Here is a 23,230-nt window from a genome sequence, read left to right as displayed (position 1 = left end):
TGATACTGTGAGCATTAATTCCCATTAATTGTATAGCAAATATAGATTAATTACAATAAATTAACCAAAAAAATTCGGCTTTATTTGTATATTTTTCTTTATTTAATTATATAGTTCACTACATTACGAACATTTATTAAGCAGTTACTCTCTTGCTTTTATTGCGGACAAAAAAAGAGCCTGCCGTAAAAAGACAAGCTCTATGATAAAAATTGCTATTTAGTTTTTATTGTTTCCAAGCAGCATCAAATTTTGTTTTACCTGTTTTAATTGCATCATTAACATTTTGCTTCTTTTGTGCAGCAGCTAAAATGTTTTGCATAATTGGATTTAAGCTACCGTAAGCTGCACCGGCATCCTTGATAATTGGCACGCTATACAAGTTAGCCATTGCATCTTCAAGTTTAGCTGGCAGCTTAAGCTTCTTAGAGTCCTTGTACTCGGCAGAATCAGCAGCAGCTTGATTAACTGGAACATAGCCGGTTGCATTAGCCCATGTAAGTTGACTAGCTTTTGAAGTTAGGAACTTGATGTAGGTAAATGCAGCAGATTTTTGGTCAGCTGAAGCATGCTTAAACATGTAAATGTCAGTACCTTGTGACATGGTGTATTTACCAGGACGAGGAGCAACATCATAAGTAAACTTATTGCCTACTCCTTGTTTAACAAAGCCTTCACCAGCAGAAGTACCAATGTACATTGCTACCTTTTGGTTAGCAAATGGTCCGGATAAATAGTGCTCTGAACCAGCAACTCTGAAGTAGCCATCTTTGATGCCATCTGCATAAAAATTAATAACTTTCTTTGAAGTGTCGCCAGCAAAGTCAATTTTACTTGAGAAGTCAACGCCTTCATTCTTCATGCCTAAAGTGTAGTAGTTTGATAATGAGTCAAAACCAGCACCAACGACTTTATGATTACTCTTGTTGTAGATGATTTGTGAATCTTTCTTCAGCTCATCCATAGTAGCCGGGGCTTTTTTAATACCATATTTCTTAAGCAAATCAGCATTATAGGTCAAAACTTCGATTGACTTGTTGAAAGGAATACCATATTGTTTACCATTAATCTTAGCACCATCAAGAAGTGCACTCTTGATATTAGAAGCTTCACTACTGCCCCAACCAACTTCTTTACTATTAATGTATGGCTTTAAATCAACCAGCATGTTTTTGTTGGCAGCATTAAAGAGCCAGTCAGGATAGGCCTGAGTAATGGTGGGCAAGTTATTAGGTGACTGCAAAGTTGAATTAATTTTAGCTTGTAAGTCGTTATAAGCACCTTGATTTTCCAATTTAACCTTGATCTTAGGATTTTTGCTTTCAAAGTCTTGTGTCAACTTCTTTAATGTAGCTTGTTGCACACCTGTCATACCATGCCAAAAGACAATATTGGTTGTCTTCTTGACTTTAGCAATTTTTTCTGAACTTGAAGATGAGGAAGAATTAGAATTGCTTCCGCCATTTGAACAAGCTGCAGTACCAACCAGAGTTAAGCCAATAGCAAATGCAGCGGCCAACTTTTTACTAAACTTCATTTGGTTAAAACCTCCCAAATATAAAAACTAAACAACATTTTTATGATTAATCAAAGCGTAACTGTTTGATTGCGCTTTGGTAAAATCCTGTTACCATAAGGGTTCTCTACCAGCTCCGGATGCAATGTGTGCACGGGAATTAGTGTTGGTGGTTGAACCCAATCAATAATTTGTCTTAGTTCTTTTTCGTCAGCGTGACCAGAACAACGCAACATTTGAACTGCAATATTTTGCTTCTCCAACTTTTGCAAAAATGGCTGATAGGCTGGATCAAAATCTCCTAACGGCTCAGCATTTGAATGAATATATAAGCCTCCTTTTTGCAAATGTTCAAAATCAGCAACTGCCTGCCAGAGGAATTCGTGATCATCATTTAGCAGATCTTCATACTGAACAGCCAATTCTGGTTTCAGATCAGCGAATTTTTGCTCCCCTGGCAAGTAGTAATACGGCAAATCCTGATTAATGCTTTCCTTGAGCAAGTGAGCTCTTGCGGCATGTAAAACAACTTTACGCGGTGAAGCAGAGATAATGCGCAACAGTCGCTCTACATTGGTCGGATAAGTATTGAAAGTGATTTGCCGGTTAGGATTATCTTTTTGTAACTGAACAAATTCTGCGGTTAACTCATCCTCATTTTTAGGGCCGGTAAATTCTGCGCTATTTTCGTCATGCTTTTCTTCCGGCCAAGAAAAGCCGGTTGCCTCAGTAATTAAAACGTCGCAGTCTTTTGCAGCTGTCAAAAATTCTTTGACCCAATCAGGATGATAACCGTGCAAGCGAATGTCACCGGTATAAGCAATTGCTAAATCGGGTGTCTTAACAATAAGGCCAGTGGCACCATAGGCATCGTGGTCGCTAGGCCAAACAGTCATCGTAATATCGCCTACTGCTATTGGCTTTTGATACTCAGCCGCAATAATTGGGCGAGTATAGCTGGGTTCATGCTTAGCAGCTGGGAGTAGAAAGCCCCCTTTTTCATTCAAAGCCGGCAGCATCTTAGCCGTTAATGGTCCCGCATATAAAGGTATTTCGGATGCCAAAAAATTCATGGCCTTGCTGTGATCCAGATGAAGGTGCGATATGTAAGCAGCAGCGTGTTCCCACCGTTCATGATCAAGCGCCTTACCAGTTAATTCTGGATCATAAAAGTTAGGTACATCCCCAATCAACTGGTTATTAACTAAAGTCTGGTATTTTTCATCAGGCAGATTCAATTCCGGTCTGTAGACCTCACCCAAGTCAAACAAAACATGAGACTTGTTATAAGCTACTTCAATCATTGGCCCGCCAATAGTATTTAAGCCGTTGTAAAACGTGATGGTGGTTTTAGCCTTTAAGGTCATTACGCACTACCCCCTTGATGATCTGCTTCCTAAAGATTAAGTACAAAATCAAAATTGGTAAAACAGTTAAAGTTGCAGCAGCTAGTTGCAATTGCGTTTCACTACCGGCGTCAGAAGCAAAGGCCGACAAACCGTTATTAAGAAGACGCATCGTATCTTCATTGGTGACAAGTAATGGCCAAAGAAATGAATTCCAGCCAGAAATAAAACTAAGTAAACCGACAGTAAACAAACCACCCTTTGACATTGGTACTAAAATTTTCCAAATGTAATCCCAATCGCTGGCACCGTCAATCATGGCCGCTTTATATATCGTATCTGAAATTGAACCAAAGTAGCTCTGCAAGTAGTACATGTAGAAAATGGAAGTCAAGAATGGCAAAACTAATCCTACATAAGTGTTGAGTAAACCCATATGAGCAATTGTGTTGTAGTTGGTGAAAATAATTGCTTCACCTGGCACCATCAATAAAGACAAAAGTACTAATTGAATTAAGCCTTTACCCTTAAAACGCAGATTGACCATGGCAAAAGCGCCCAGTAAAGAGTTAAACAAACTAACAATCGTGGTCACGCTGGCTGTTAAAACCGTGTTGACAAAGTAGCGTCCAAATGGGGCACGAGCAAAAACTTTGGCGTAGTTGGACCATTCAAAATGGTGTGGAATTAAAGTTGGCGGAATCGAAGTGGTTTCCTGAAAACTCATTAAGCCACCCAAAATCATATAAATAAAAGGAAAAACGGTAATGATGGCAAAGATAAATAAAATAATGTAACTGAATAAAACCCCAATGCGAATTCGTTTCATTTAATATTCTCCTATCTTCTTCATCATCTTGCGTTGCAGGAATGTCGCAAACAGAATTATCAAGAATAAGATGACTGTTGCCGCCATCGCAACACCGGGAGTACCGACAATTTGGAACTTATTGTAAATATAGAACACTGCAGTCGTTCCCGAATTACCCACTCCAGCCTGACCGTTAAAGAGGGCATAAACAGAAGTATAAATCTTAAAGGCTCCAATAACATTCATTGTTAACAAAAAAGCTATTGTTGGAACAAGCTCGGGCATGGTAATCCGCCAAAATTTGTCACGACCACTGGCGCCAAACATATCCGCTATGGTGTAAAAATTGGGATCAATATTACGCAACGCTCCCATTAATATGACGATATTAAATGCTAAAGATGACCAAATACCAAAGATAATGATGGTAGTTAAAGACATTGCTGGATCATCAATCCAGTCGGGAGCTGGTAAATGCAGGCATCTGAGCACGAAGTTCAACATACCGTAATCACCGTTAAAGATATAGCGAAAAACTATCCCAATGGCAATGGTCGAGGTGACATAAGGCATAAAAAACGTAGTTTCAAAGAATGATTTATGTTTTACTTTGTCAAAAATAATCCACGCCAGCATGATCGAAATAGCTAGACCAACTGGTACAGAAATAATGGCATACAGTACAGTATTCTTAATCGCTAACCAGAACTCCGGGTCTTTAAAAATATATTGATAGTTGCTAAAGCCGGTCCAGCGCAGGTCAATTAGCGAACCACTCTGAAAGCTCATCCCAAAAGCGCGCAAAATGGGATAAATACTAAATAACGTGACAAAGATAATAGTTGGTGCTAAAAAAAGCCAAGCCTTCTTTTGATTAGTCTTCATTAGTAAACTCGCTCTCCTTCAGGCGTAAATAGAAATATCCTATTAAATCGCATTTTGAGTTTAATTTGATCGCCCCTCTTAATTGGAGTCTCCAGATTAATTAGTGAACGGACTTGCTGATTATCAAATGTAAATTTCAAAATACGTTCACGTCCAATTAATTCAATATCGTCGACCTTGGTCTCAAACAGACCATCAGGATCGGGCACAATATTTTCGGGTCGCACAGACAAGATATACTCACCATCTGGAATTTCGCGTTTAAAACGGGACTGTTCCAGATCAGCAAGATTAATCGTAAATTGGCTTGACTTTAATTCATTTGCAGTTTTAGTTATTTTAAAGTTATCAATTACAGGATTGCCAACAAAATTGGCTACAAAATAATTATTAGGCTCCAGGTAAAAGTTTTGCCCTAAATCATCTTGTTGAATAACACCGTCATTAAAGAGAATGATTTTATCTCCGATTGATAATGCTTCTTCTTGATCATGGGTAACAAATAAGGTAGTAATACCAACAGACTTAACTAATGAACGAATTTCTTCGCGAATTTTAAGGCGCAATCTGGCATCCAAATTGCTCAATGGCTCGTCCATTAATAAAATTTGGGGTTCTTGCACCAATGCACGTGCAATTGCTACACGTTGTTGCTGTCCACCAGATAAATTACCAGGTCTTTGATCAGCTAATTCAGTAATTTGGGTTAACTCCATATATTTGGTAGCAATCTTTTTGGCTTCCGCCTTTGGCTTTTTATTAGCCCCTACAATTAGCGGAAACATGACGTTTTGCAAAACAGTCATATGTGGATATAATGCATAGTTTTGAAAAACGTAGCCAATATGGCGGTCCTTGGGTGCTACTTTGACAACCGACTTACCGTTAAATAAAATATCTCCCTCCGTGGGATTTAGTAAACCAGCCAAGATATTCAAAATGGTTGTTTTGCCACACCCAGAAGGTCCTAACAGACACACCAAATCGCCCTTTTTAACAGAAAAACTAACATTTTTAATCGCTTCATGACCGTTGTCATAAACTTTCCGCAGGTTTTTCACTTCAACAAATTTATTGTTATCCATTAACTCGCACCACTATCATCTTTATTTCTTCTTTTACTACTCTCCTAATTTTAAGATAAAAAGCTTGAGAACACAACCTAATTTGCTTGATTAAAATTCGTAATTTTCTTATCACACCACCGCATAAGAGCTAAATATTCGTAATTATTGCACAAATTACTAATTATTATCAACAAATAACTTTTATTGTTCTCTTTTAATTACTTTGCTGCAAACAGAATAAGCGGCAGTAAAACTTGCTGCCGCTTTAGTTAATATCTTTATATATTAATTATTAATTTATCCGAACATTTGGCTATTTTTAGTGGGGTAATTTTGCCTTGAAAGCTAAATTAATAGTTTTCTTTCACATAAATTTCATGATTAACTTTAGCCCGACCATTATTATAGTTAAAGGAATAGCCTGGCTGGACGTTAAATAAATAAACGTTAAAATCCAGTGTGCCATCAGTTGACACAGCCTGTAAATTAATCCCCCGTGCCATTAATTCATTGCCGCGAAAGATGGGTGTGGCCTGGTAAATTACTTTTTTATTCTGCCTTAGAGCCACACGAATACGACTTTCAAACATCGTCTGAATCCTCTGATTTGAAAAAGCAGACTGGGTGAACAGATTTTTTGGATTATTTTGGTCACCAGAAAGATTACGCGGATTAAAATTGCCGTCAAAATCAATACCTGCCGAAACAGAATAAGCTATGAGGTGGCCGCGATTATAAATTTGGGTACCATTGCGCCGGTTATAATGCCAACCTGTTGGTTCGATAAACTGCCGCTCTCTTAAGCTATCATTGGCTACATTACGCTTTTGCAAAAATGCCGTATTGGAGTGGGAAGTACGGTTTAAGCTGTCCAAATCAGAATATATTACCCGGTTAACGCGCCAGGCATTTTTTATTAAAGTTGAATGGTCATTATTAACTGTAATATAAGAAGAACTGCCGCTTTTAAAATCTAAATCAGCCAATTTCTGATAGTCCTGGCTGGATAGACCACCATACACTTTTGCAGCGGGTTTAGCTTTTTCTATTTTATTATCCTTTTGCTGGTCATTGCGAGTTATTCTATCGCTAGTTTGTTGGCCACTGGGGTCTGACCCACCTTTAGTTGCAACAAACCAGAATAAAAACAAGATAATAATGACAATTGCCCAAAAATCCGCGTTAGTTGTCTTAGTATTTCGTCTGCTCCTCCTGCGTGCCATTCACATTGCTCCTTAGTTAATAATAATTAAGTATAGCTAATCGAACTGTTGTTTGCAACAGGAAATAATAAAAAAGCAAGGTTGAACAATTTCCTTGCTTAAATTCTAACTTCTGGCCCATTCATCAAGCATATTTAAAAAATAACTTTCAGACAGCCGCTTAATCTTGCTGCCAGCACAGTTATATTCCTTGGCCTTGAGAGTTTCCGGATTAGTTTTACTAAAAAAGCCGTCATCGCTCATAATTAAATAATCTGTATCAGGCTTAACACCAGTCTGAGCTATTCCGTTCATATTATTTACCATTTGCGCGGCTTCTGCGCTATCCATTTCAACTTCAGGAGCAAAGGCAATCTTTTTATTATTAACCGGGTTGCGAAAGCCCAATTCCCAGACTTCCAGTTCCGCATGCAGTAAATCTATATTTTTGAGCTTGCCTTGTGCTTCTTGCAAAAGTTCAGGTGTAAAATGCTGGCGAAAATCATCATAAACTTTTTTAGTATCAAGGGAGTCAGCTAAGCCGTGGTGCTGCTCAACTTGGGCAATACCAGCGCGCTGAATGCAGTCAAGCAAGCGATTATGTTGCATGGGATAGTAAACACGAGCCAGACGCAACACATCGACATAGTCGTTATTTAATTCTGGTAAATGAAACTTGCGGGTTAAATCATACAAGAAATTTAAGTCAAAATTGACGTTATAGCCAATGATAATATCCGCGCCAATAAATGAGCGAAAAGCTGTCATTGCCTCTTTTACCGGTATTCCCTCTTTAAGAAGCAGCTCTTCAGTAATGCCATTTAGCTTGGTAATAAAACTGGGTACCCGGTTCGATCGCGGATAAACAACCAATTGGCTAAACTCAGCCACTACTTTGTTATTGCGGACTTTAACTGCACCCATTTCGGTTACATGATCACGGTAGGGATTTAAACCTGTGGTTTCGATATCCAGCATAGTATAGTCGGAAATAAAGTCGGGCCATTCCTGCCCTTTGCCCCGGATTTTATTCTGAACGCCAGAAACATGGAGCACGCCATTTTTTACATAAATACTCATTGAGAATCAGTTACTCCGTTACAAGATTATTAATTAAACTAACTGTATCTGCATTTGTACCGGCACTGCGCTCCTGAATTTCCGGTAATAACGTCTCCTGCGGATAATCTGCAGCGACATAAGACCATTGCGGGTATTCTGCAACCAAATGTTCAATTGGTTCGCGCAGTTGCGGACTGGTTTCATCAACTCCCAATTCCAAAAAGACAGTCTTTTTCTCTTCATTACCTGTTAAAAACCAGCGAAAACGGGAATTGGCAACAGTGTCGGGATAAAAATGGTCATTAAGCGGCAGATGAATTTCCAATGGCTGACCACATACCTCACATTTTGGTACTAATTTTGCTAGATCAGTACCTGGCTTGGCTGCAATAATTTTTTCAGCGGCAGTCTGAATGTTTGCAAGACCATGATTAATCCCACTCGCACATTGTGCTTTAGTCCAATCGCCAAATGCGTTAAAAATGCGGTTTTCGTTAAAACCGGCAGTTTCGAAAAAGTGGCCAAATGCTGAGGTAGCAACAAAATACTGTCTATGACTAATTAGTTGCAACAGATTTTTTAATGTACTACTTGGGCGGTAATCAAAGGAGTATTTTTGAATAAGGCTTGACCACAGTTGCCATTTTTCAGACCATGAAGGAATATGTTGATCCAGTGCATATCCGACTGAATGAACATCGTATTTTTGGACAATGCTGGGAAAATCACGTTCAAAATCTGCTTGACCTAAAAGATCAAGTCCCTCAACTTTTGCCAAACCATTACCAGCAACTACAACCACAGCCTCCGCCTCTTGGACTAACTGCTTTGCCTTATTCAAATTTTCCATTTAATTCTCTTTCCTATTTTTGATTGTAGCCAGTAAACGAAACCTGGCCATTCTCAAATTCTCCTAAGAAAACATCACTAGGGTCATTATAGCCAGCTTGTTTGAGCTGCTCTTTTAACCAATTTTCATCCTTATTAATAGATTCAAGCACATCTTGGTTAATTTGACCATCATTAATTAAAGGAAAACGGACATTTTTCTCATCTTTTTTAATAACCGTTAGTTGACCGTTCTTTTCAAAGATACAGTTTTTCACCTGATCAACAGAATAAATACCCTGACTGCGTAATTTGAACATTAATTCATTAGCTGACAGCCCAGCAGACAAGCAATTACGTGGTAAAACCTGTCCGTTTTTAACTATTTGAATTGGTTTGCCATCAATCAGGCCGCGAATAAAGTTGCTGTGCTCCCGCGCAAATTTCAAGATAAAGACCACCAGAGTCCAAACGATCAAAACGAGCAGAAATTGCAAGACGGAAATGTTGGCATTGTAAATAACACCGCCGATAATACCACCTAAAACATAGTTTTGCAGTTGATCCAAAGCGGTCGTGGGAGCGATGTTGCTTTTGCCAAACACATTTATTTGAAAAATTAAAGTTAACACACCTAAAACGAATTTAATAAAAAGCTGCGTATAATTCATTATTATTTTCCCCCCTAATTCTTTATGTCGACCGTGTGGTTAATCACATGAGCCTGCTTTAAAGAATATGAATTGTTGTCATCATTTAATTCCAGCTGATAGTCAATATCTTTTGAGTCAACTCTGACGATTAAACCGTTTTGCAGTGTAGTAGAACTGACCATCACATCTGAAACCGGTACATCGTGGTCTTTAGCAACTGATTTTATAAATGGTGCAATTTGCTCAGACTGAGATTTCACTACGTTTGTTTGCACGTATTTTTCGTATTGTGTGCCCATAAATAAAAGTAAAAATAAAAGTGCAATAATTCCTAAATCCCGGTAGCGGGTATCGAATCTGTGCCTGAGATACAAAACTGTGAACGCGATCATTGTTAAAGCCGCAATTGCAATCAGGATGTAGAGAATGGTTTTACTTGTATTTTGATTTTGCTCAATATATTTAAGTGTGTAAAAAGTCATAACATAATTACCTCTATCAAAAATAATTTATTCTAGTTTTTATAAGTTAATAGCAATATCAAAACCACATATTAACTAAATTAAACATTACCAAATATAGCTAAAAGTGTTCGCTTCCTCCCTGTCAGCTTACTTAAACTGTGTTTATAAGCCTATATATTATCAGTATAACAAAAAAGTAGTTAGAACCTGTCTAACTACTACTTATAAATATTTAATTTAAACTTAGTTTTGGGATGCCCCTGTGGCCGTGTCCGGCTCAGTTTCCTTCTTGACCTCTTCTTCTGCAGCGGCCGCTTCAGCTTTAGTGGAAGCTCCAGTTTGAGCATCAGGATCAGAATTACGCCTGTACGTAGCTCCTGTCGTAGCATCCGGATCGACCACCAACTTTTGTCCGGTTGTTTCACAGAAATATTTTACTAGTGGATATAGGTCCTGTACCCATTCATAAATACCGGCATAGTTACCTTCATCATCTTCAACACGCTTGTAATAATGTAAAACAAGTTGCTTAAGGTTTCCCGTTGGTACAGGCATATAAACAGCGTCGTGTCCGCCTTCTTTGGTTCGCAAAGCATGAACAACTTTTTTAGCTTCGGGAATGACATCGCGAACATCAGGATGAACTTCTCCCATGGTATTTCCTACTTGTGCGGGAACTCTCTTAGCCTTCATCTTGGCGTTAGGATCAACCGGACGGTTATACCATAAGAATTGGTTATTATCATCTACAAAAGTTAGTTCGCCAATTGTGTTACGCAACATCCAGTTAATTTGATTGACTGTTAATAGTCCACTGTCAAGCTTAACATAATCGTCTCCTGTGGCAGCATGGGTCTTTTCTGCTGCTTTATCAAGCCAATCTGGATCTTCTTTTTTAAGCCCCTCTACTGTATAACGGCTTTTGCCTGTAGCATCAAAGTCTTCTTTCAAATATTCATCAGAGTTCATATCTTTTAACCATTTAGGTTCAGCCATTTTTCATTCTCCTTTATCATTATTTACAATAGTAAACCAATTGTAACACGGAAGCGCTTATTTTTAGGCATCTTTTTAAATTATCCTTTATCTGAGATTTATTTTTCTTTCTATCATAATGAGCTAAAATAGATAGTAATAGATACAGTTTAAAGGAGAGAATTATGCAAACTGGGACAAAGATTATTACATTAGATAATGGATATCATTTGTGGACGAACACTCAAGGCCACGGAAATATCCATTTATTGGCTTTACACGGTGGACCCGGAGGCAATCATGAATACTGGGAGGACACTGCTGAACAACTGAAAAAACAGGGGTTGGACGTACAAGTAACTATGTATGATCAATTGGGTTCTCTTTATTCTGATCAACCTGATTATTCTGACCCTGCTATTGCTAAAAAATATTTGACCTATGAGTATTTCCTAGATGAAGTTGATGAGGTACGGCAAAAGCTAGGTTTAGACAATTTTTACCTCATCGGTCAAAGTTGGGGTGGCCTTCTAGTCCAAGAATATGCCGTCAAATACGGTCAACATTTAAAAGGCGCAATTATTTCTTCAATGGTTGATGATATTGATTACTACGTTAAAGCCGTTAATCGCCGGCGCCAAGAGGTTTTGCCCCAAACCGAAATTGACTTTATGCATGAATGCGAAAAGAATAATGATTACGACAATGAACGCTATCAAGAAGACGTTAATATTCTAAACATTAACTTCGTTGATCGTAAACAACCGTCTAAGCTATACCATCTAAAAGATATTGGCGGTACTGCCGTTTACCAGGCATTTCAAGGTGACAATGAATTTGTAATTACCGGAAAACTAAAAGACTGGCATTTTAGGGATCAACTTAAAAATATTAAGGTGCCGACACTGCTAACCTTTGGTGAAAATGAAACAATGCCGATTGCCACCGCCAAAATTATGCAAAAAGAGATTCCTAATTCTCGCCTAGTAACAACTCCTGATGGCGGTCACCACCACATGGTTGATAATCCTGCTGTTTATTACAAACATTTAGCTGACTTTATTCGTCAAGTGGAGGAAAACACCTTTAAAGGAGAATAACAACATCTTCCCAAGTCAAATATCAACGCAAAGAAAACAAGCAAATGGTTGCTTGTTTTTTACATGCAACAATAAAGATTTAAATTACATAAATTTTTAAAAATCATGTTTTGAAAATTTTAGCGATTCATTTCACTATGCTTATAATTAAAATAAAATAACAATGTAAAGAAAAAATATATTTTTAAATAACAATACCATTGTCTAATCCACTTATTATATTATTATTAATAAGTGGATTAGGGAAAGTAATTAGACAAAAAAATAATAACTAAATTTTTATTTTAATCAAGCTAAAAGCTTTAACCATGGGCTTTTATAATAAAGGTATACGTATTGCTTTATAAATATATTATTTTTAACAAACATATAAAAATAATATTTTAAGTATAGACCAATTCATGTTATTATAAACTTATAGTTATTGATAGTATCAAAAAAATAACTGGAGGATAATAAAATGAAATTATTGATAGCCATCATACTAATTATAGGTGGTTGTTCATACATTCTTGATTTAATCTGGACGCTGTGTCTGACATTTAGCAGTCGTGTTCGACAGGATAGGTATGGCGAGCGCTGCCGCGATTTTGATACTATGTTTTTGTTAATCCCCGCGATGAATGAATTTCAAACTCTAAGCAAAAATATACCAAAATTATTAAATGTACAAAAACAATGTGCTGATTTTATCAATCTTAAGCTGGTATTTATTGATGATGATTCTAACGACGGTACCACTACTCTACTGCAAAAGTATGCCTACCATCCTGATGTCATGGTTGTACATCGCACTAAACCTAATGCGCAACAAGGAAAGGGGCCAGCACTAGAATATACAGTCAAGCGCATTGCTAAGATGAACTACCCCGAAGACAAAACAATTATTGGTGTTATCGATGCTGACAGTATTCCAGGAAAAAAGTACTTAAAGGAAGTTGTATATGCCTTTAATCATTCCCACTATGATTTAGTGCAAACACGCGTGAATATTTACAATTTGCAACAAAATATTGCGGTGATGCAAAATTTTGAATTCACTGTTTATAATTCTCTTTTACAAATGGCAAGAACTAGCTGGGGCTCATCTTTAGCTTCAGGTAATGGCCAATTTATGACTTTAAAAATGACTAATGACGTTGGTTGGTCATCATCACTACTCGAAGATTGCGAATTTTCAATAAAAGGTCTATTTAAAGGCTATCGTGGTACTTTTATAAATAAAGTAAGTATTGCACAAGAAGGCGTTACTGGATATAAGAAGTTAGTTCGCCAGCGCACACGTTGGTGCCAGGGCGGATTTCAATGCTTGAACAAATATGGCAAGCAGATAATTAAATCATCTGCCATTCCATCAATGTTTAAAGTCTTTGTAATAGCGTTTTTGACTATTCCCGCAATTTCCCTTTTAGTTACGCCAGCCGCAGGAATTTCACTAATAATATTACTAATTTATATGAAAACTAACGTCTGGGCTAGTTTAGCAGTTATTGGCGGTTTGCTTTTCATTGAAGTCTTGACAAACATTTTGTTAATTATAAAACAATGGCGACAAGCTAGACTTGACTTCCCATTAAGATTCTCTTATTTGGTCAGAATCATTATCATGTTTGATGTCTATAGATGGTCTCTGGCAATAGTACCGTATAAAGCTATAATACGGGCTATGTCTGGAGATGAATCATGGTCAAAAACTGCTCATGATTAATATTTATCCTAGTAATTTGTCCTAACTGCGAATGATTACATTCTCTTCGTGGATATGATTAGCTCAAAAGAGCTGCTTAACAGTTTTTTATTAAGTTTTACTCATTACGTTTCTTTTTAGGCGCAAGCAGATAAGTGCTAAGCGCTGTGACTGCCAAGAGTGCAATCGCAGAAACCCCTACGCCATATCTTGAGCCTATTTTCTTAGCAATAAGCCCTCCTAAAAGATAGCCTAAAGAATTTACTCCGATTAATACTGTTTTATAGATACTTGTAACTCGACCAAGATATTTTTGCTCAACTTGCTGTTGCCTATTCGTGATTATACTAATATTGATGATGGATTCAATAATTGCAATAACTGCAATAGCTAAAACTAATACCAATACGTTCTTAGACAAGGCAAAAACAGCACGAAAAAGAGCGCCTGTAAAAATTAACAGTGTAAACAACAAATTAAAACCAACTCGTTTATTTAACCAATTAACAACCAAAGTACCTATTAAGGCACTAATAGCTGCAATTGCGGAAACAATTCCGATATTTCCAGAGGAAAGGCCTATTTGCGTGCGTAATATTATGAGACTATCGTTATCAAAATTTGCTGAAGCAATATTAACTAATGCGGCCAGTATTAATGGATATAAAACAGAGTGAAGACTAAGAGTATAATTCAAGCCCTCTTTTATATCCATTTTTACTGTTTTAAGTGCTGGCTTCAGGTCTGCTAGTCCAGTAAAGGAAGTGTTCTGGGAGCGCAGATTTATCATTTTTTCCAGTAAAAGACTAATTAAATAGAAAACGACACAAATAAGAATTAAAATACTGTGCGAAACAAATTGATATAAGACGCCGCCTACGATAGGCAGTGCGAAATTAGCTGCATATTGTATGCCATAAACCAGACTGTTTAATTCAGAGAAATCTTTCTTTTCAACCAAAAAAGAAACAAAGGTAATTTCTGATACTGTATTAAGTGTATTGGTGACGCTGACAACGAGTGAAACTGCATAGATAACAAAAATTATACACTCTGTTGTTAAGTGCAATGCAATCGCAGTAGCAAAAACTAGATAACTGATAAGTCGGATTAAATCACTGAAAATTAGAATTTTTTTGACATCGAATTTATCTGTGAGCGCGCCTGCAGGAAGACCAAGAACCAAAAAAGGCAGTGTTTGAATTATAGAAATTATTGACAAATGAATGCCATTTTTAGTGATATCAAGTACCATCAATGGTAACACAAAGGCCATTAACGCACTGCCAAAGTTATCAGTAATTACTGATAGAAGATATAGTCTGTTGTTTCTACTTTTTAGTATGTTTTTCATATGAATAAGCTTACCTTTTTAATGGGAGTTTAGTTTATATCTGCATAGTGGAAGTCACATATAAGGAAATAAAATATGCCTGACTACTTTGTCGCTATTATCATGTGTGATTAATTAGCAGATTTATTATCTGTTACTACTTATCTTTGCATTATCAATATGATTTCTTATAGAATTTCAAGTATCAAAAAGATTTAAAAATGGGTATACTAAAGATACTTCAAAAAAGCGCCTTTTTGCAAGTTAAATATTTGTTTAACAATTAATCTTTATTGACCTACAGCTTGTTGATAATCATAGCTTTGATTTGTGTGAGCCAAATGCATGATTGTACGATTTAAATGGTTAACGTAGGCTATTTGAGCTACCAAATCCTTTTTTTGGAATATGGTGGCTCTTTTAATTTGCAGTAATAGTCAACTAGATAATTGTTAATCTTGCCTTGATTTCTAAGCATGCCTTTAATCATCATTGATCTAACAATCATCTAAAACAATTGGGCAAACTCAATTCAGCAAACTTTAGTTCTAATCATCATTGATCTAACAATCATCTAAAACGCCTTCTCGTTGGTCAATATCATCTGGCACGTTCTAATCATCATTGATCTAACAATCATCTAAAACTTGGTATAGGTTGGTACTGAGAGTCCCCTTGTTCTAATCATCATTGATCTAACAATCATCTAAAACGATAGTGATAGTGATTATGACGGTAGTTATGTTCTAATCATCATTGATCTAACAATCATCTAAAACTAATGATCAGACAGGCAAGGCATTGTCACAGTTCTAATCATCATTGATCTAACAATCATCTAAAACACACGCAATGGCATAAAGTCAGCATTGCTGGTTCTAATCATCATTGATCTAACAATCATCTAAAACGAAACATTGCATTGGCTAATGGATCAAAAAGTTCTAATCATCATTGATCTAACAATCATCTAAAACGGAGCTTTATGTATGACTCAGTTGCAGCTTGTTCTAATCATCATTGATCTAACAATCATCTAAAACTTAAAAGGGAGATTATTTAAATGAATATTAGTTCTAATCATCATTGATCTAACAATCATCTAAAACTAATGACACGCATTAAAACCACAGAAAAAGGTTCTAATCATCATTGATCTAACAATCATCTAAAACTAACATTTTGTTTTGTTTTCGTCTTATCTAGTTCTAATCATCATTGATCTAACAATCATCTAAAACAAATAGTTATTTGGTTTATCAAGTAAACCAGTTCTAATCATCATTGATCTAACAATCATCTAAAACGTGCGAAAGATTGGCCAACGTGAAAAAGGCGTTCTAATCATCATTGATCTAACAATCATCTAAAACTAACAACTAATGGCATTTTAAAAGTCACTAGTTCTAATCATCATTGATCTAACAATCATCTAAAACTATGAAACACCTTTAATCTTTCTATAAAATGTTCTAATCATCATTGATCTAACAATCATCTAAAACACTGAGCATTGATAAGTAGTCGGCTACATTGTTCTAATCATCATTGATCTAACAATCATCTAAAACCTTCCTTTTGCTCACCAAGTGCCTGATCTAGTTCTAATCATCATTGATCTAACAATCATCTAAAACTTTGAACCTGCTGCAAACTTAACAGGTTTAGTTCTAATCATCATTGATCTAACAATCATCTAAAACTTGGCTTTGAAACGGAAATTGTACCCGAAAGTTCTAATCATCATTGATCTAACAATCATCTAAAACTTAGCCTGATAGTTATTGCCACAGCATTGAGTTCTAATCATCATTGATCTAACAATCATCTAAAACTCAATATGCTAAACAACATAATCCTGCCTTGTTCTAATCATCATTGATCTAACAATCATCTAAAACCGATATTTTATAATCTGATTTTAATTTTTGTTAGTACCAATCGATTAGATCTTTATCAATATAATAAAAAGGTATGTCTTTAGATATTGCCAAATTTTCTTTCGTCGTGAATTCAATTACAATCAAAATTAAATTCATTTCTGTAACAAGACTAGCTAGCTCTTGCCACTCCTGTTCTTCCAAGTAATGAGCTACATTACAAATAACAGGAACAGATTTTAAATTACACGTCTGGTGAATTTTTAAAACTGTTTCTATTGTACCATATGTACTGAGCAACATTGATTCTTCAAAATGAATTTCTGCAAATTTAAGCAACTTTTTTAAATCCTCATCAAAATTAATTGCTAAGGGTAAATCTTCAAGTAAAAGTGAATCCTGCAAGGTTGACTCTAAATTATAAAAAGACTTAATCACCTTATTACGATTTTCTTCATCTAAATTTTTTAGGTAACTATTTACAATATGAGGCATATACTTTTTGGTAATATCACCACTAAGTAGTGGATCGCCAATAAAATCAAAAGTTTTACTTACATCAAGGGGACTATAATCATCCTCCGAACAAATTAACATCTTGTTTTTTCCTTGAAAACCTTGAATTATGTCACGGTATGCAATTGGGCTTTGCAATCCAATAACTTTTATTCCTGAATTTTTAAATACCCATTTTTTATGGGTCGCATAGGTTAAAATCATAAAATTACCGTCCTGTCTGAAGTATTACGCACATCATCAATTGGCTTACCGACTAAAAAATGCATGTCATTATACTGCTTTTCAGTAACCATTAATGACTGGACTAGACCTCCGCGAGGTAAAAACTTTCTAATACGATTTTCCAAAAACTTAGCGGTTTGTCTAGTAACACAGACTCGCACATATACTGAAAACTGGACCATCAGAAAACCTTCATTAATTAACTTTTTATGAAATTGGCGATATTCTTTCCGTTCTTCTGCCGTTTCAGTTGGTAAATCAAACATTATCATTAAGCGCATTATTCGGTACCTCATTTGTCAAACTCATCTCCATTTCTGGTAATTTTTTACTTTCTCCACTAAGAAACTTTAAACATTCTCGTACATAGACTGTAATGGCATTTGTTAAAAGTGTCTTTTTACCGTTAAACTTTATTTCCAAGCTTAAAAGTTCAACTAAGCCATACTTGATATCTGGTGTCAGCTCTTTAATTTTTTCATGAGCTTTAACCCAATAATCAACAAACGGTCGAAATGGTTCCATTAAATCCGAAGCCAAATTAAATTGGTTTTCTTGCGAGCAGTGATGAATACCAAAATAAGTCAAGTAGCCATTCATTACAATTTCTCTATTAAAGCTTGATAGCAAAATAGCATAACCATAATCTAGTGCTGCATTAATGGCATTGGTGTCACGTCTGACAAAGTCCTTATCAAATAAAAGCATAAAATATTTACGGGCCGCAATTGCTTCACGATTACTTTCATCATTAATTTCCAGCTGGTCCAGTTCACTTTGAACCTCATCTTTATCCAAATGATAATTAGCTAAAACTGCAATCTGATTTTTGATCTTTTGACTAACTATCCTTGTCCACAACACTTCTTTTAAATGTTCATCCCAATTAAACTGCTTTTTTAGCTTAGCCATATTTCTCGCTCCTGGATAATAAACAGCCGTTTCAACTACCGGATTGTCCTTTTCATCAACAAATATAACTTTGGTTTGATTTTGCGCCAATTTACTAATGAGTGCGCTGGTAATCACTGCCTGTGTAGTTGAAACAAGCAACAGATTAATATCCTCAATTGGAATTTGGTTAATGCCATCACGAGTTTGGACAATCATCATTTGCATTGAATACGTTAATTTCGCATGCTGCGTGATGATTACTGATCTCCATCCCATATTTCCTCCTTGTATTTTTAAAAATAAATGTTATACTGTAATTGTTGGTTAGCTACCAACGATCTAATCATTATTGATCTAACAATCAGATTTAAAATCAAACAATGTATCTTTGATACTAAGTTTTAACGCGGTTATTACCGTCCTGCCTCAGCTCTATAGCGGAGGTTTTTTTATACACAAAAATAGGGAACCGGATTATTTCGATTCCCTATTTTATTTTATAAATCGGCTATCTTAACCCGTTTTTCAAAAAGTCCTGTTGGTGACTGGAAGATTAACACTGCTTCTGGTGATAAAGTTATACCAGATGATGACTGCATCTTCCCTAATGGTGTCTTAATACCCAGGTATTCCATTTTTACTTCTACCATATTATCATGTAAGCCATTTAGAATATTACTCAAAGTAGTTTTCTTATCAATAGTTGAAAATTCAATAAATTTATCTCTACCCTTATGCAAACCATTTCTAAAACCTTTCATATCAAAAAGTGGTAAATATTGATCAACTTTTTGCAAAATCTCATCATATGCTTCTACTAGTAATTGATCTTGATCCTCGCCCTTTTTCAAGTTGTCTGTCACTATTCGCATAGTTTCCTGAGAAAGCGTCAGTTGTTTGGCATTAACTTCATATTGATCAGAATAAAGCATAAACTTTTTGTCACCGTCTAAGACCACTTGCTTAAATGGTACATGATCTTTTATTACTCTGAAGCCTTTAACACCACGTTTAGACTTCCCTTTGTTATCAAACATAATCTGCGGCTCAAGTACTTTGTGGAGTTCTCCTTGATAGTTTCCTTGTTTTTTAGCTTGATTTAAACTTGCAAGAGTGCGCATCGGAACACCAATAACTTTATAAATAGATTTTTTTGCTTGCTCAATTTTAACAATTACCATATATGCACCACTGTTACCGCTATAGCCACCGTAAATTTTCGGATCGAGTCCATTACCTTTAGGAATCAGCTTTCTAGTCTTCGCAAGGTCACGTTCACCGCGTGGATAAATAGTTACATCAAAAAGGCCACTATTTTCAGTAGTCGTTTCTCTTGAAACCAGCATATACTTATAATTGTATGCTTTACGTAATTTATCAAAAATATCAGGATGCTTGTAAAAGACAATTCGATCACTATTATTTTCTTTAATTTTTTCTGGAGCTTTACGCTCAGAATTATCCTTTTGCAATAATGGCCACATAAACGTAAAGCCCTTGAAGTGTTTGATAACTTCCTTCTGCAAGTCCGGGTCTTGACTGAATTTTTTATACTTGCCATAAACAAAGTATGGACGATACTTAGGATAAACCTGGTACAAAAAGTTGCCACAAATAATTGAAAGGTAGGCATCAATGGCATGGTGATAGTCATTTACTTCACGACTCTTATACAAGTTTAGCCGCTGACGCAAAGCCGAGTTATCCCCAGCTTTAACAGTAATAATTTCTGCATCTGGGTATTTATTTTGCAAAATAACTGAAACTAATTTGACTATTTGACTTGTTTCTACCAATTGTCTGTTAATAAAACCGGATTTTTGAAATTTACTTAACCTATCTGGATCAAGTAATAAGTTACCTAGCTTATGTTTATTTATGATGCCAGCCTTTTGCCAGTGTTTCCACATTTCACCAACTGTCATTTTCAAATCCGAAACATAGTTGTTAGCAAAACGCTTATACGGCACATCATCTGATTTTTCTGCATTTAACGGGGTAGTAGTTAAAACTCTGTTATCAAAAGAATCATCTTTAATAAATGACTGAGGCAAAATGTGATCAATCTGATAATTTGTCGTTACTTCATCAATATTAATTTTCTTACCAGTGTACGCATCACGACCTGTCTGCATAAAGTACAAGAAGTACTTATCTTTAAGCAATTTACGACTGGTCATCGCTTCCTTTAAGCTATCCGTTAACTTCTGATCTACCAATTCTCCAGCAGTTTCTTGATATGCCTTGAGTAATTTAGTACCACGAATATGCGACAACTGTGGATTTTTATCTGGATCACGTGTAAATTCAATCGCAAATTGTGCGGGTTTCTTACCACCAGCTGCTTTTACAACATCAGCTACTACTTTAACAACCTGCCTAATAGCTTTTTTATTAGCAGGAGAGGTATAAGCATCAGCCAGAATTTCTTCAACACCATTTGCTTGAGTAACATTTTGGTTTTCCTTAGCAATTGCTTCTTTAAAATCTGGTTCAGTCACAATTTGCATGAAGTTCTTTTGGCTATCCCACAGTTGTTCCATAATGTTTTGGCCATTTGTATCATGTAATTCAACAAGTAGCCTACGTGATAATCTGCCCCAACCTTGCAAGCGCCAAGTTGAAATAGCTTTATACTGTTCAGGTGTTAACCATTTAAATTCAGCATGTAACTTATCTTGAAAAATCTTTTTATCTTCAAAAATAGATGAATACTCAATTATTTTTTCAAAGTCTTTTTGATATTGTGGATCTGCTAATTCCTTATCAAACACATGTAAGTTTTTGAGATGATAATAGCTCGCCAGACTGGAATTAAATTTAGTTGGATCAGCCAGCCCCTTAATTTCTACAGTTGGCAAATGGAGATTTTGCTTCAAATAACTTGTCAAAGATTTTTCTGTGACAGTTTTCTTTTCTTCAAAAAGATCATTGAAAATTTGTTGCTTAAGGTCGACGCTAATTCTACTACCATTGATTCTAATATTATTAAGCTCATTTAGAACTTCAAATCTTTGATAAAGCAAACTATTAGCTGGCAAAACATCTTCACCTAAAAGATAAGTATCCTTAATAGTCATGCGCTTAATAAACTTGTTGGCAGATTCTTGACGGTCTACTTTTTGCTCAAAATTCCAAGGCGTAATCTGACCATCTTCTTTTCTGACCATCCAAGCAAAACTCTTACCGGAAGTTTTTTTCTGTTCATCGGCTGTAATCATCGGACCTACATAATAAGGTACTCTAAATCTAACCAGTTCATCTAACTTGTAAGGTGCTTGTTTACGGTGATCTTCTACTGGGTTTTCTGCAGCTAAGAATGGATAATATTTGCTTTGATTAGCAATAATCTTATCCAGTTCGATTTGATGCAGTTGAAACGGAATTACACCATTACTATTTTTTCGCTGTTTAGGCATGAAGTTATCTGCAGCTATTTCTTGCCGTATTTCATGAGCAAGATCGGAATCATCAAGATTATCCTTAACTATTTTATAAAATTCATCTTTGGTTAATACCTTTTTCTTTTTTAATTCTTTCTTTGCCTCAAGCAAACGACCATGACGATTATTAACGTATAAATCATAGGCTAAAAGCAACTTTTTAGCTTTGGACCAATCTTGTGAAGTTTTTATATATTTCTTTAATTTTTTATAGTCTTTTTTATGCTTTTTATATTTTCCCACCATTGATGCAGATAAACTCTTACCTTCATCAACTATAAAACTCAATGAAATCGCACTAAAAAGCTTTTCAATATCAGCAATAATAGTTTGATCACTTTCATCAAGGTCTGGCAATAAGGCATCAAGCTTATCTTCAGCATCTTCATCTTTTAGCTTGAATTCCCATTGTGCCTTATCGCTTTTATCGATTTCTTTGCCTAAGATAGTTTCAAATTGCGTTTTGTAACCCATGATGGCATTAGCAATCTGCTTGGCTACATTTTTTTCTTCCTTAGCAGTTGAATCCGTTAATAACTTGGCAATTTTCTTAACCTTTTCCATCTTATAAACGGTTTTTTCGGCATCATTGCCACGAATAACAGCCTCAATCTCAACAGCGTTTGAGACATTTAATTCAATAGGATTTTGCTCCTCAACTATCTTTTCCGCAAAAGCGTTATTAATGCTCGTTAAAATTGAATTTACATCAATTTTAGAAGCTTCAAAGTCTTTAACAGCTGTATCCTGCAAAAAATTACCACGATACTTAACGATGTGGTGGATAGCTAAAAATATTTCACGCAAATCAAATTGACGATCTTCCCTCATTAGTGCGTCACGCAAATGATAAATAGTTGGATAATCATGATAAAATTCATGATCTTCCTTAGCTGTCGGAAAGACAATAGCGTGGTATTTTTTCCTGTCCTTATCTAGTGGTGACACCCAAGATTGATGTAAACGCACAAAAAAGGCTGGATCTACTTCGGCCATTGGTTCCGCAAAAAATTCCTCTAATAGCCGTAAACGCCACTTTCTGCGCTTAAGGCGCCTTCTAGTAGTCCTAAAACTTCGTCGCTCTGCAGCAGTAGTCCCTTCATCAAATAAATGAGAGCCTATTGCGGTTTTTCCTCTAAGTTTTAATAAGTTATTTTTCTTATCTGTTACGGCCCAGCCGCAAGAATTGGTCCCGATATCGAGACCCAGAATATAATCATCTATTCTTTTCTTCATATTCTTTCTCCTTATTTTTTTAATTACTATAAGAATACCTCATATAGCAATACAATTCACTACAATTTTTAAAATAATATAAAAATGTTGACTATTTTGACTATAAT

The 23,230-nt window shown here is 35.8% G+C and carries 18 protein-coding genes and 1 CRISPR repeat array; of the genes, 2 read left to right on the top strand and 16 right to left on the bottom strand.

The genetic code is table 11. The features are described from left to right. Window positions 1-226: 226 nt before the first annotated feature. From H3R29_RS01280 to H3R29_RS01230, 11 genes are all read right to left on the bottom strand, one after another. Window positions 227-1,537 carry an extracellular solute-binding protein gene (locus tag H3R29_RS01280; protein WP_198202340.1) on the bottom strand — a complete coding sequence of 437 codons (1,311 nt, stop codon included), beginning with the start codon at window positions 1,535-1,537 and terminating at the stop codon, window positions 227-229. Window positions 1,538-1,587: 50 nt separating this feature from the next. Then, complete coding sequence (locus H3R29_RS01275) at window positions 1,588-2,883, bottom strand: MBL fold metallo-hydrolase (protein ID WP_198202339.1); 1,296 nt, start codon at window positions 2,881-2,883, stop codon at window positions 1,588-1,590. Beyond that, the gene (locus H3R29_RS01270) at window positions 2,867-3,691 is read right to left on the bottom strand and encodes a carbohydrate ABC transporter permease (RefSeq protein ID WP_046324310.1); all 825 of its coding nucleotides are present in this window, start codon (window positions 3,689-3,691) and stop codon (window positions 2,867-2,869) included. The genes H3R29_RS01275 and H3R29_RS01270 overlap by 17 nt, the downstream gene beginning before the upstream one ends. Then, window positions 3,692-4,558 (bottom strand): carbohydrate ABC transporter permease, encoded by an 867-nt coding sequence (locus tag H3R29_RS01265; protein WP_110445616.1) that lies wholly within the window; start codon window positions 4,556-4,558, stop codon window positions 3,692-3,694. It abuts the gene before it with no gap. Next, the gene (locus H3R29_RS01260; protein ID WP_198202338.1) at window positions 4,558-5,643 is read right to left on the bottom strand and encodes an ABC transporter ATP-binding protein; all 1,086 of its coding nucleotides are present in this window, start codon (window positions 5,641-5,643) and stop codon (window positions 4,558-4,560) included. The genes H3R29_RS01265 and H3R29_RS01260 overlap by 1 nt, the downstream gene beginning before the upstream one ends. Window positions 5,644-5,975: 332 nt before the next feature. Then, on the bottom strand, window positions 5,976-6,848 hold the full coding sequence (locus H3R29_RS01255) for a DNA/RNA non-specific endonuclease (protein ID WP_198202337.1): 873 nt from the start codon (window positions 6,846-6,848) through the stop codon (window positions 5,976-5,978). A gap of 105 nt (window positions 6,849-6,953) precedes the next feature. Beyond that, entirely contained in the window at window positions 6,954-7,907 is a 954-nt protein-coding gene (locus tag H3R29_RS01250) for an exonuclease domain-containing protein (protein ID WP_198202336.1), read from the bottom strand. A 10-nt stretch (window positions 7,908-7,917) separates the two neighbouring features. Beyond that, window positions 7,918-8,739 carry a Sir2 family NAD-dependent protein deacetylase gene (locus H3R29_RS01245; RefSeq protein WP_198202335.1) on the bottom strand — a complete coding sequence of 274 codons (822 nt, stop codon included), beginning with the start codon at window positions 8,737-8,739 and terminating at the stop codon, window positions 7,918-7,920. A 13-nt stretch (window positions 8,740-8,752) separates the two neighbouring features. After that, window positions 8,753-9,388 carry a DUF421 domain-containing protein gene (locus tag H3R29_RS01240; protein WP_174794917.1) on the bottom strand — a complete coding sequence of 212 codons (636 nt, stop codon included), beginning with the start codon at window positions 9,386-9,388 and terminating at the stop codon, window positions 8,753-8,755. 14 nt (window positions 9,389-9,402) lie between these two features. Beyond that, complete coding sequence (locus H3R29_RS01235; RefSeq protein WP_198202334.1) at window positions 9,403-9,852, bottom strand: DUF3290 domain-containing protein; 450 nt, start codon at window positions 9,850-9,852, stop codon at window positions 9,403-9,405. Between the two features lie 225 nt (window positions 9,853-10,077). Further along, complete coding sequence (locus tag H3R29_RS01230) at window positions 10,078-10,830, bottom strand: PAS domain-containing protein (protein WP_198202333.1); 753 nt, start codon at window positions 10,828-10,830, stop codon at window positions 10,078-10,080. 164 nt (window positions 10,831-10,994) lie between these two features. On the opposite strand from H3R29_RS01230, the gene H3R29_RS01225 reads away from it, so the two are divergent. Both H3R29_RS01225 and H3R29_RS01220 read left to right on the top strand, forming a co-directional pair. Next, window positions 10,995-11,909: a proline-specific peptidase family protein gene (locus tag H3R29_RS01225; RefSeq protein ID WP_198202332.1), complete on the top strand. Its 915-nt coding sequence runs from the start codon at window positions 10,995-10,997 to the stop codon at window positions 11,907-11,909. A gap of 460 nt (window positions 11,910-12,369) precedes the next feature. Continuing rightward, window positions 12,370-13,617 (top strand): glycosyltransferase family 2 protein, encoded by a 1,248-nt coding sequence (locus H3R29_RS01220; protein WP_198202331.1) that lies wholly within the window; start codon window positions 12,370-12,372, stop codon window positions 13,615-13,617. Window positions 13,618-13,714: 97 nt separating this feature from the next. Here the strand turns inward: H3R29_RS01220 and H3R29_RS01215 are convergent, their stop codons facing one another. The 5 genes from H3R29_RS01215 to cas9 all read right to left on the bottom strand — a co-directional run bounded on the left by H3R29_RS01215 (window position 13,715) and on the right by cas9 (window position 23,123). Beyond that, the gene (locus tag H3R29_RS01215; RefSeq protein WP_198202330.1) at window positions 13,715-14,950 is read right to left on the bottom strand and encodes an MFS transporter; all 1,236 of its coding nucleotides are present in this window, start codon (window positions 14,948-14,950) and stop codon (window positions 13,715-13,717) included. Window positions 14,951-15,408: 458 nt separating this feature from the next. Continuing rightward, window positions 15,409-16,830: a CRISPR direct-repeat array (repeat unit 36 nt; unit sequence GTTCTAATCATCATTGATCTAACAATCATCTAAAAC). Window positions 16,831-16,860: 30 nt separating this feature from the next. Beyond that, window positions 16,861-17,529 carry a type II-A CRISPR-associated protein Csn2 gene (gene csn2, locus H3R29_RS01210; RefSeq protein WP_198202329.1) on the bottom strand — a complete coding sequence of 223 codons (669 nt, stop codon included), beginning with the start codon at window positions 17,527-17,529 and terminating at the stop codon, window positions 16,861-16,863. After that, window positions 17,526-17,831, bottom strand: a complete 306-nt coding sequence (cas2, locus tag H3R29_RS01205; protein WP_045927545.1) for a CRISPR-associated endonuclease Cas2 — start codon at window positions 17,829-17,831, stop codon at window positions 17,526-17,528. Before cas2 ends, csn2 begins: the two co-directional genes overlap by 4 nt. After that, window positions 17,809-18,720 (bottom strand): type II CRISPR-associated endonuclease Cas1, encoded by a 912-nt coding sequence (gene cas1, locus H3R29_RS01200; protein WP_198202328.1) that lies wholly within the window; start codon window positions 18,718-18,720, stop codon window positions 17,809-17,811. The genes cas2 and cas1 overlap by 23 nt, the downstream gene beginning before the upstream one ends. Before the next feature lie 221 nt (window positions 18,721-18,941). Beyond that, window positions 18,942-23,123, bottom strand: coding sequence for a type II CRISPR RNA-guided endonuclease Cas9 (cas9, locus tag H3R29_RS01195; RefSeq protein ID WP_198202327.1), 4,182 nt, complete (start codon window positions 23,121-23,123; stop codon window positions 18,942-18,944). Window positions 23,124-23,230 lie beyond the last annotated feature (107 nt).

The organism is Lactobacillus sp. M0393, from assembly GCF_016102025.1.
GTDB classification, from domain to species: Bacteria; Bacillota; Bacilli; order Lactobacillales; family Lactobacillaceae; genus Lactobacillus; species Lactobacillus melliventris.
This window is presented reverse-complemented; position numbering and strand designations above follow the sequence as displayed.

Excerpts from the sequence above, each read along its gene's own strand:
- H3R29_RS01250 (WP_198202336.1), bottom strand. The coding sequence starts at position 7,907 with ATGAGTATTTATGTAAAAAATGGCGTGCTCCATGTTTCTGGCGTTCAG.
- H3R29_RS01240 (WP_174794917.1), bottom strand. The coding sequence starts at position 9,388 with ATGAATTATACGCAGCTTTTTATTAAATTCGTTTTAGGTGTGTTAACT.
- cas9 (WP_198202327.1), bottom strand. The coding sequence starts at position 23,123 with ATGAAGAAAAGAATAGATGATTATATTCTGGGTCTCGATATCGGGACC.
- H3R29_RS01230 (WP_198202333.1), bottom strand. The coding sequence starts at position 10,830 with ATGGCTGAACCTAAATGGTTAAAAGATATGAACTCTGATGAATATTTG.
- H3R29_RS01270 (WP_046324310.1), bottom strand. The coding sequence starts at position 3,691 with ATGAAACGAATTCGCATTGGGGTTTTATTCAGTTACATTATTTTATTT.
- H3R29_RS01220 (WP_198202331.1), top strand. The coding sequence starts at position 12,370 with ATGAAATTATTGATAGCCATCATACTAATTATAGGTGGTTGTTCATAC.
- cas1 (WP_198202328.1), bottom strand. The coding sequence starts at position 18,720 with ATGGGATGGAGATCAGTAATCATCACGCAGCATGCGAAATTAACGTAT.
- H3R29_RS01255 (WP_198202337.1), bottom strand. The coding sequence starts at position 6,848 with ATGGCACGCAGGAGGAGCAGACGAAATACTAAGACAACTAACGCGGAT.
- H3R29_RS01275 (WP_198202339.1), bottom strand. The coding sequence starts at position 2,883 with ATGACCTTAAAGGCTAAAACCACCATCACGTTTTACAACGGCTTAAAT.
- H3R29_RS01265 (WP_110445616.1), bottom strand. The coding sequence starts at position 4,558 with ATGAAGACTAATCAAAAGAAGGCTTGGCTTTTTTTAGCACCAACTATT.
- H3R29_RS01260 (WP_198202338.1), bottom strand. The coding sequence starts at position 5,643 with ATGGATAACAATAAATTTGTTGAAGTGAAAAACCTGCGGAAAGTTTAT.
- cas2 (WP_045927545.1), bottom strand. The coding sequence starts at position 17,831 with ATGCGCTTAATGATAATGTTTGATTTACCAACTGAAACGGCAGAAGAA.
- H3R29_RS01235 (WP_198202334.1), bottom strand. The coding sequence starts at position 9,852 with ATGACTTTTTACACACTTAAATATATTGAGCAAAATCAAAATACAAGT.
- H3R29_RS01245 (WP_198202335.1), bottom strand. The coding sequence starts at position 8,739 with ATGGAAAATTTGAATAAGGCAAAGCAGTTAGTCCAAGAGGCGGAGGCT.
- H3R29_RS01280 (WP_198202340.1), bottom strand. The coding sequence starts at position 1,537 with ATGAAGTTTAGTAAAAAGTTGGCCGCTGCATTTGCTATTGGCTTAACT.
- csn2 (WP_198202329.1), bottom strand. The coding sequence starts at position 17,529 with ATGATTTTAACCTATGCGACCCATAAAAAATGGGTATTTAAAAATTCA.
- H3R29_RS01225 (WP_198202332.1), top strand. The coding sequence starts at position 10,995 with ATGCAAACTGGGACAAAGATTATTACATTAGATAATGGATATCATTTG.
- H3R29_RS01215 (WP_198202330.1), bottom strand. The coding sequence starts at position 14,950 with ATGAAAAACATACTAAAAAGTAGAAACAACAGACTATATCTTCTATCA.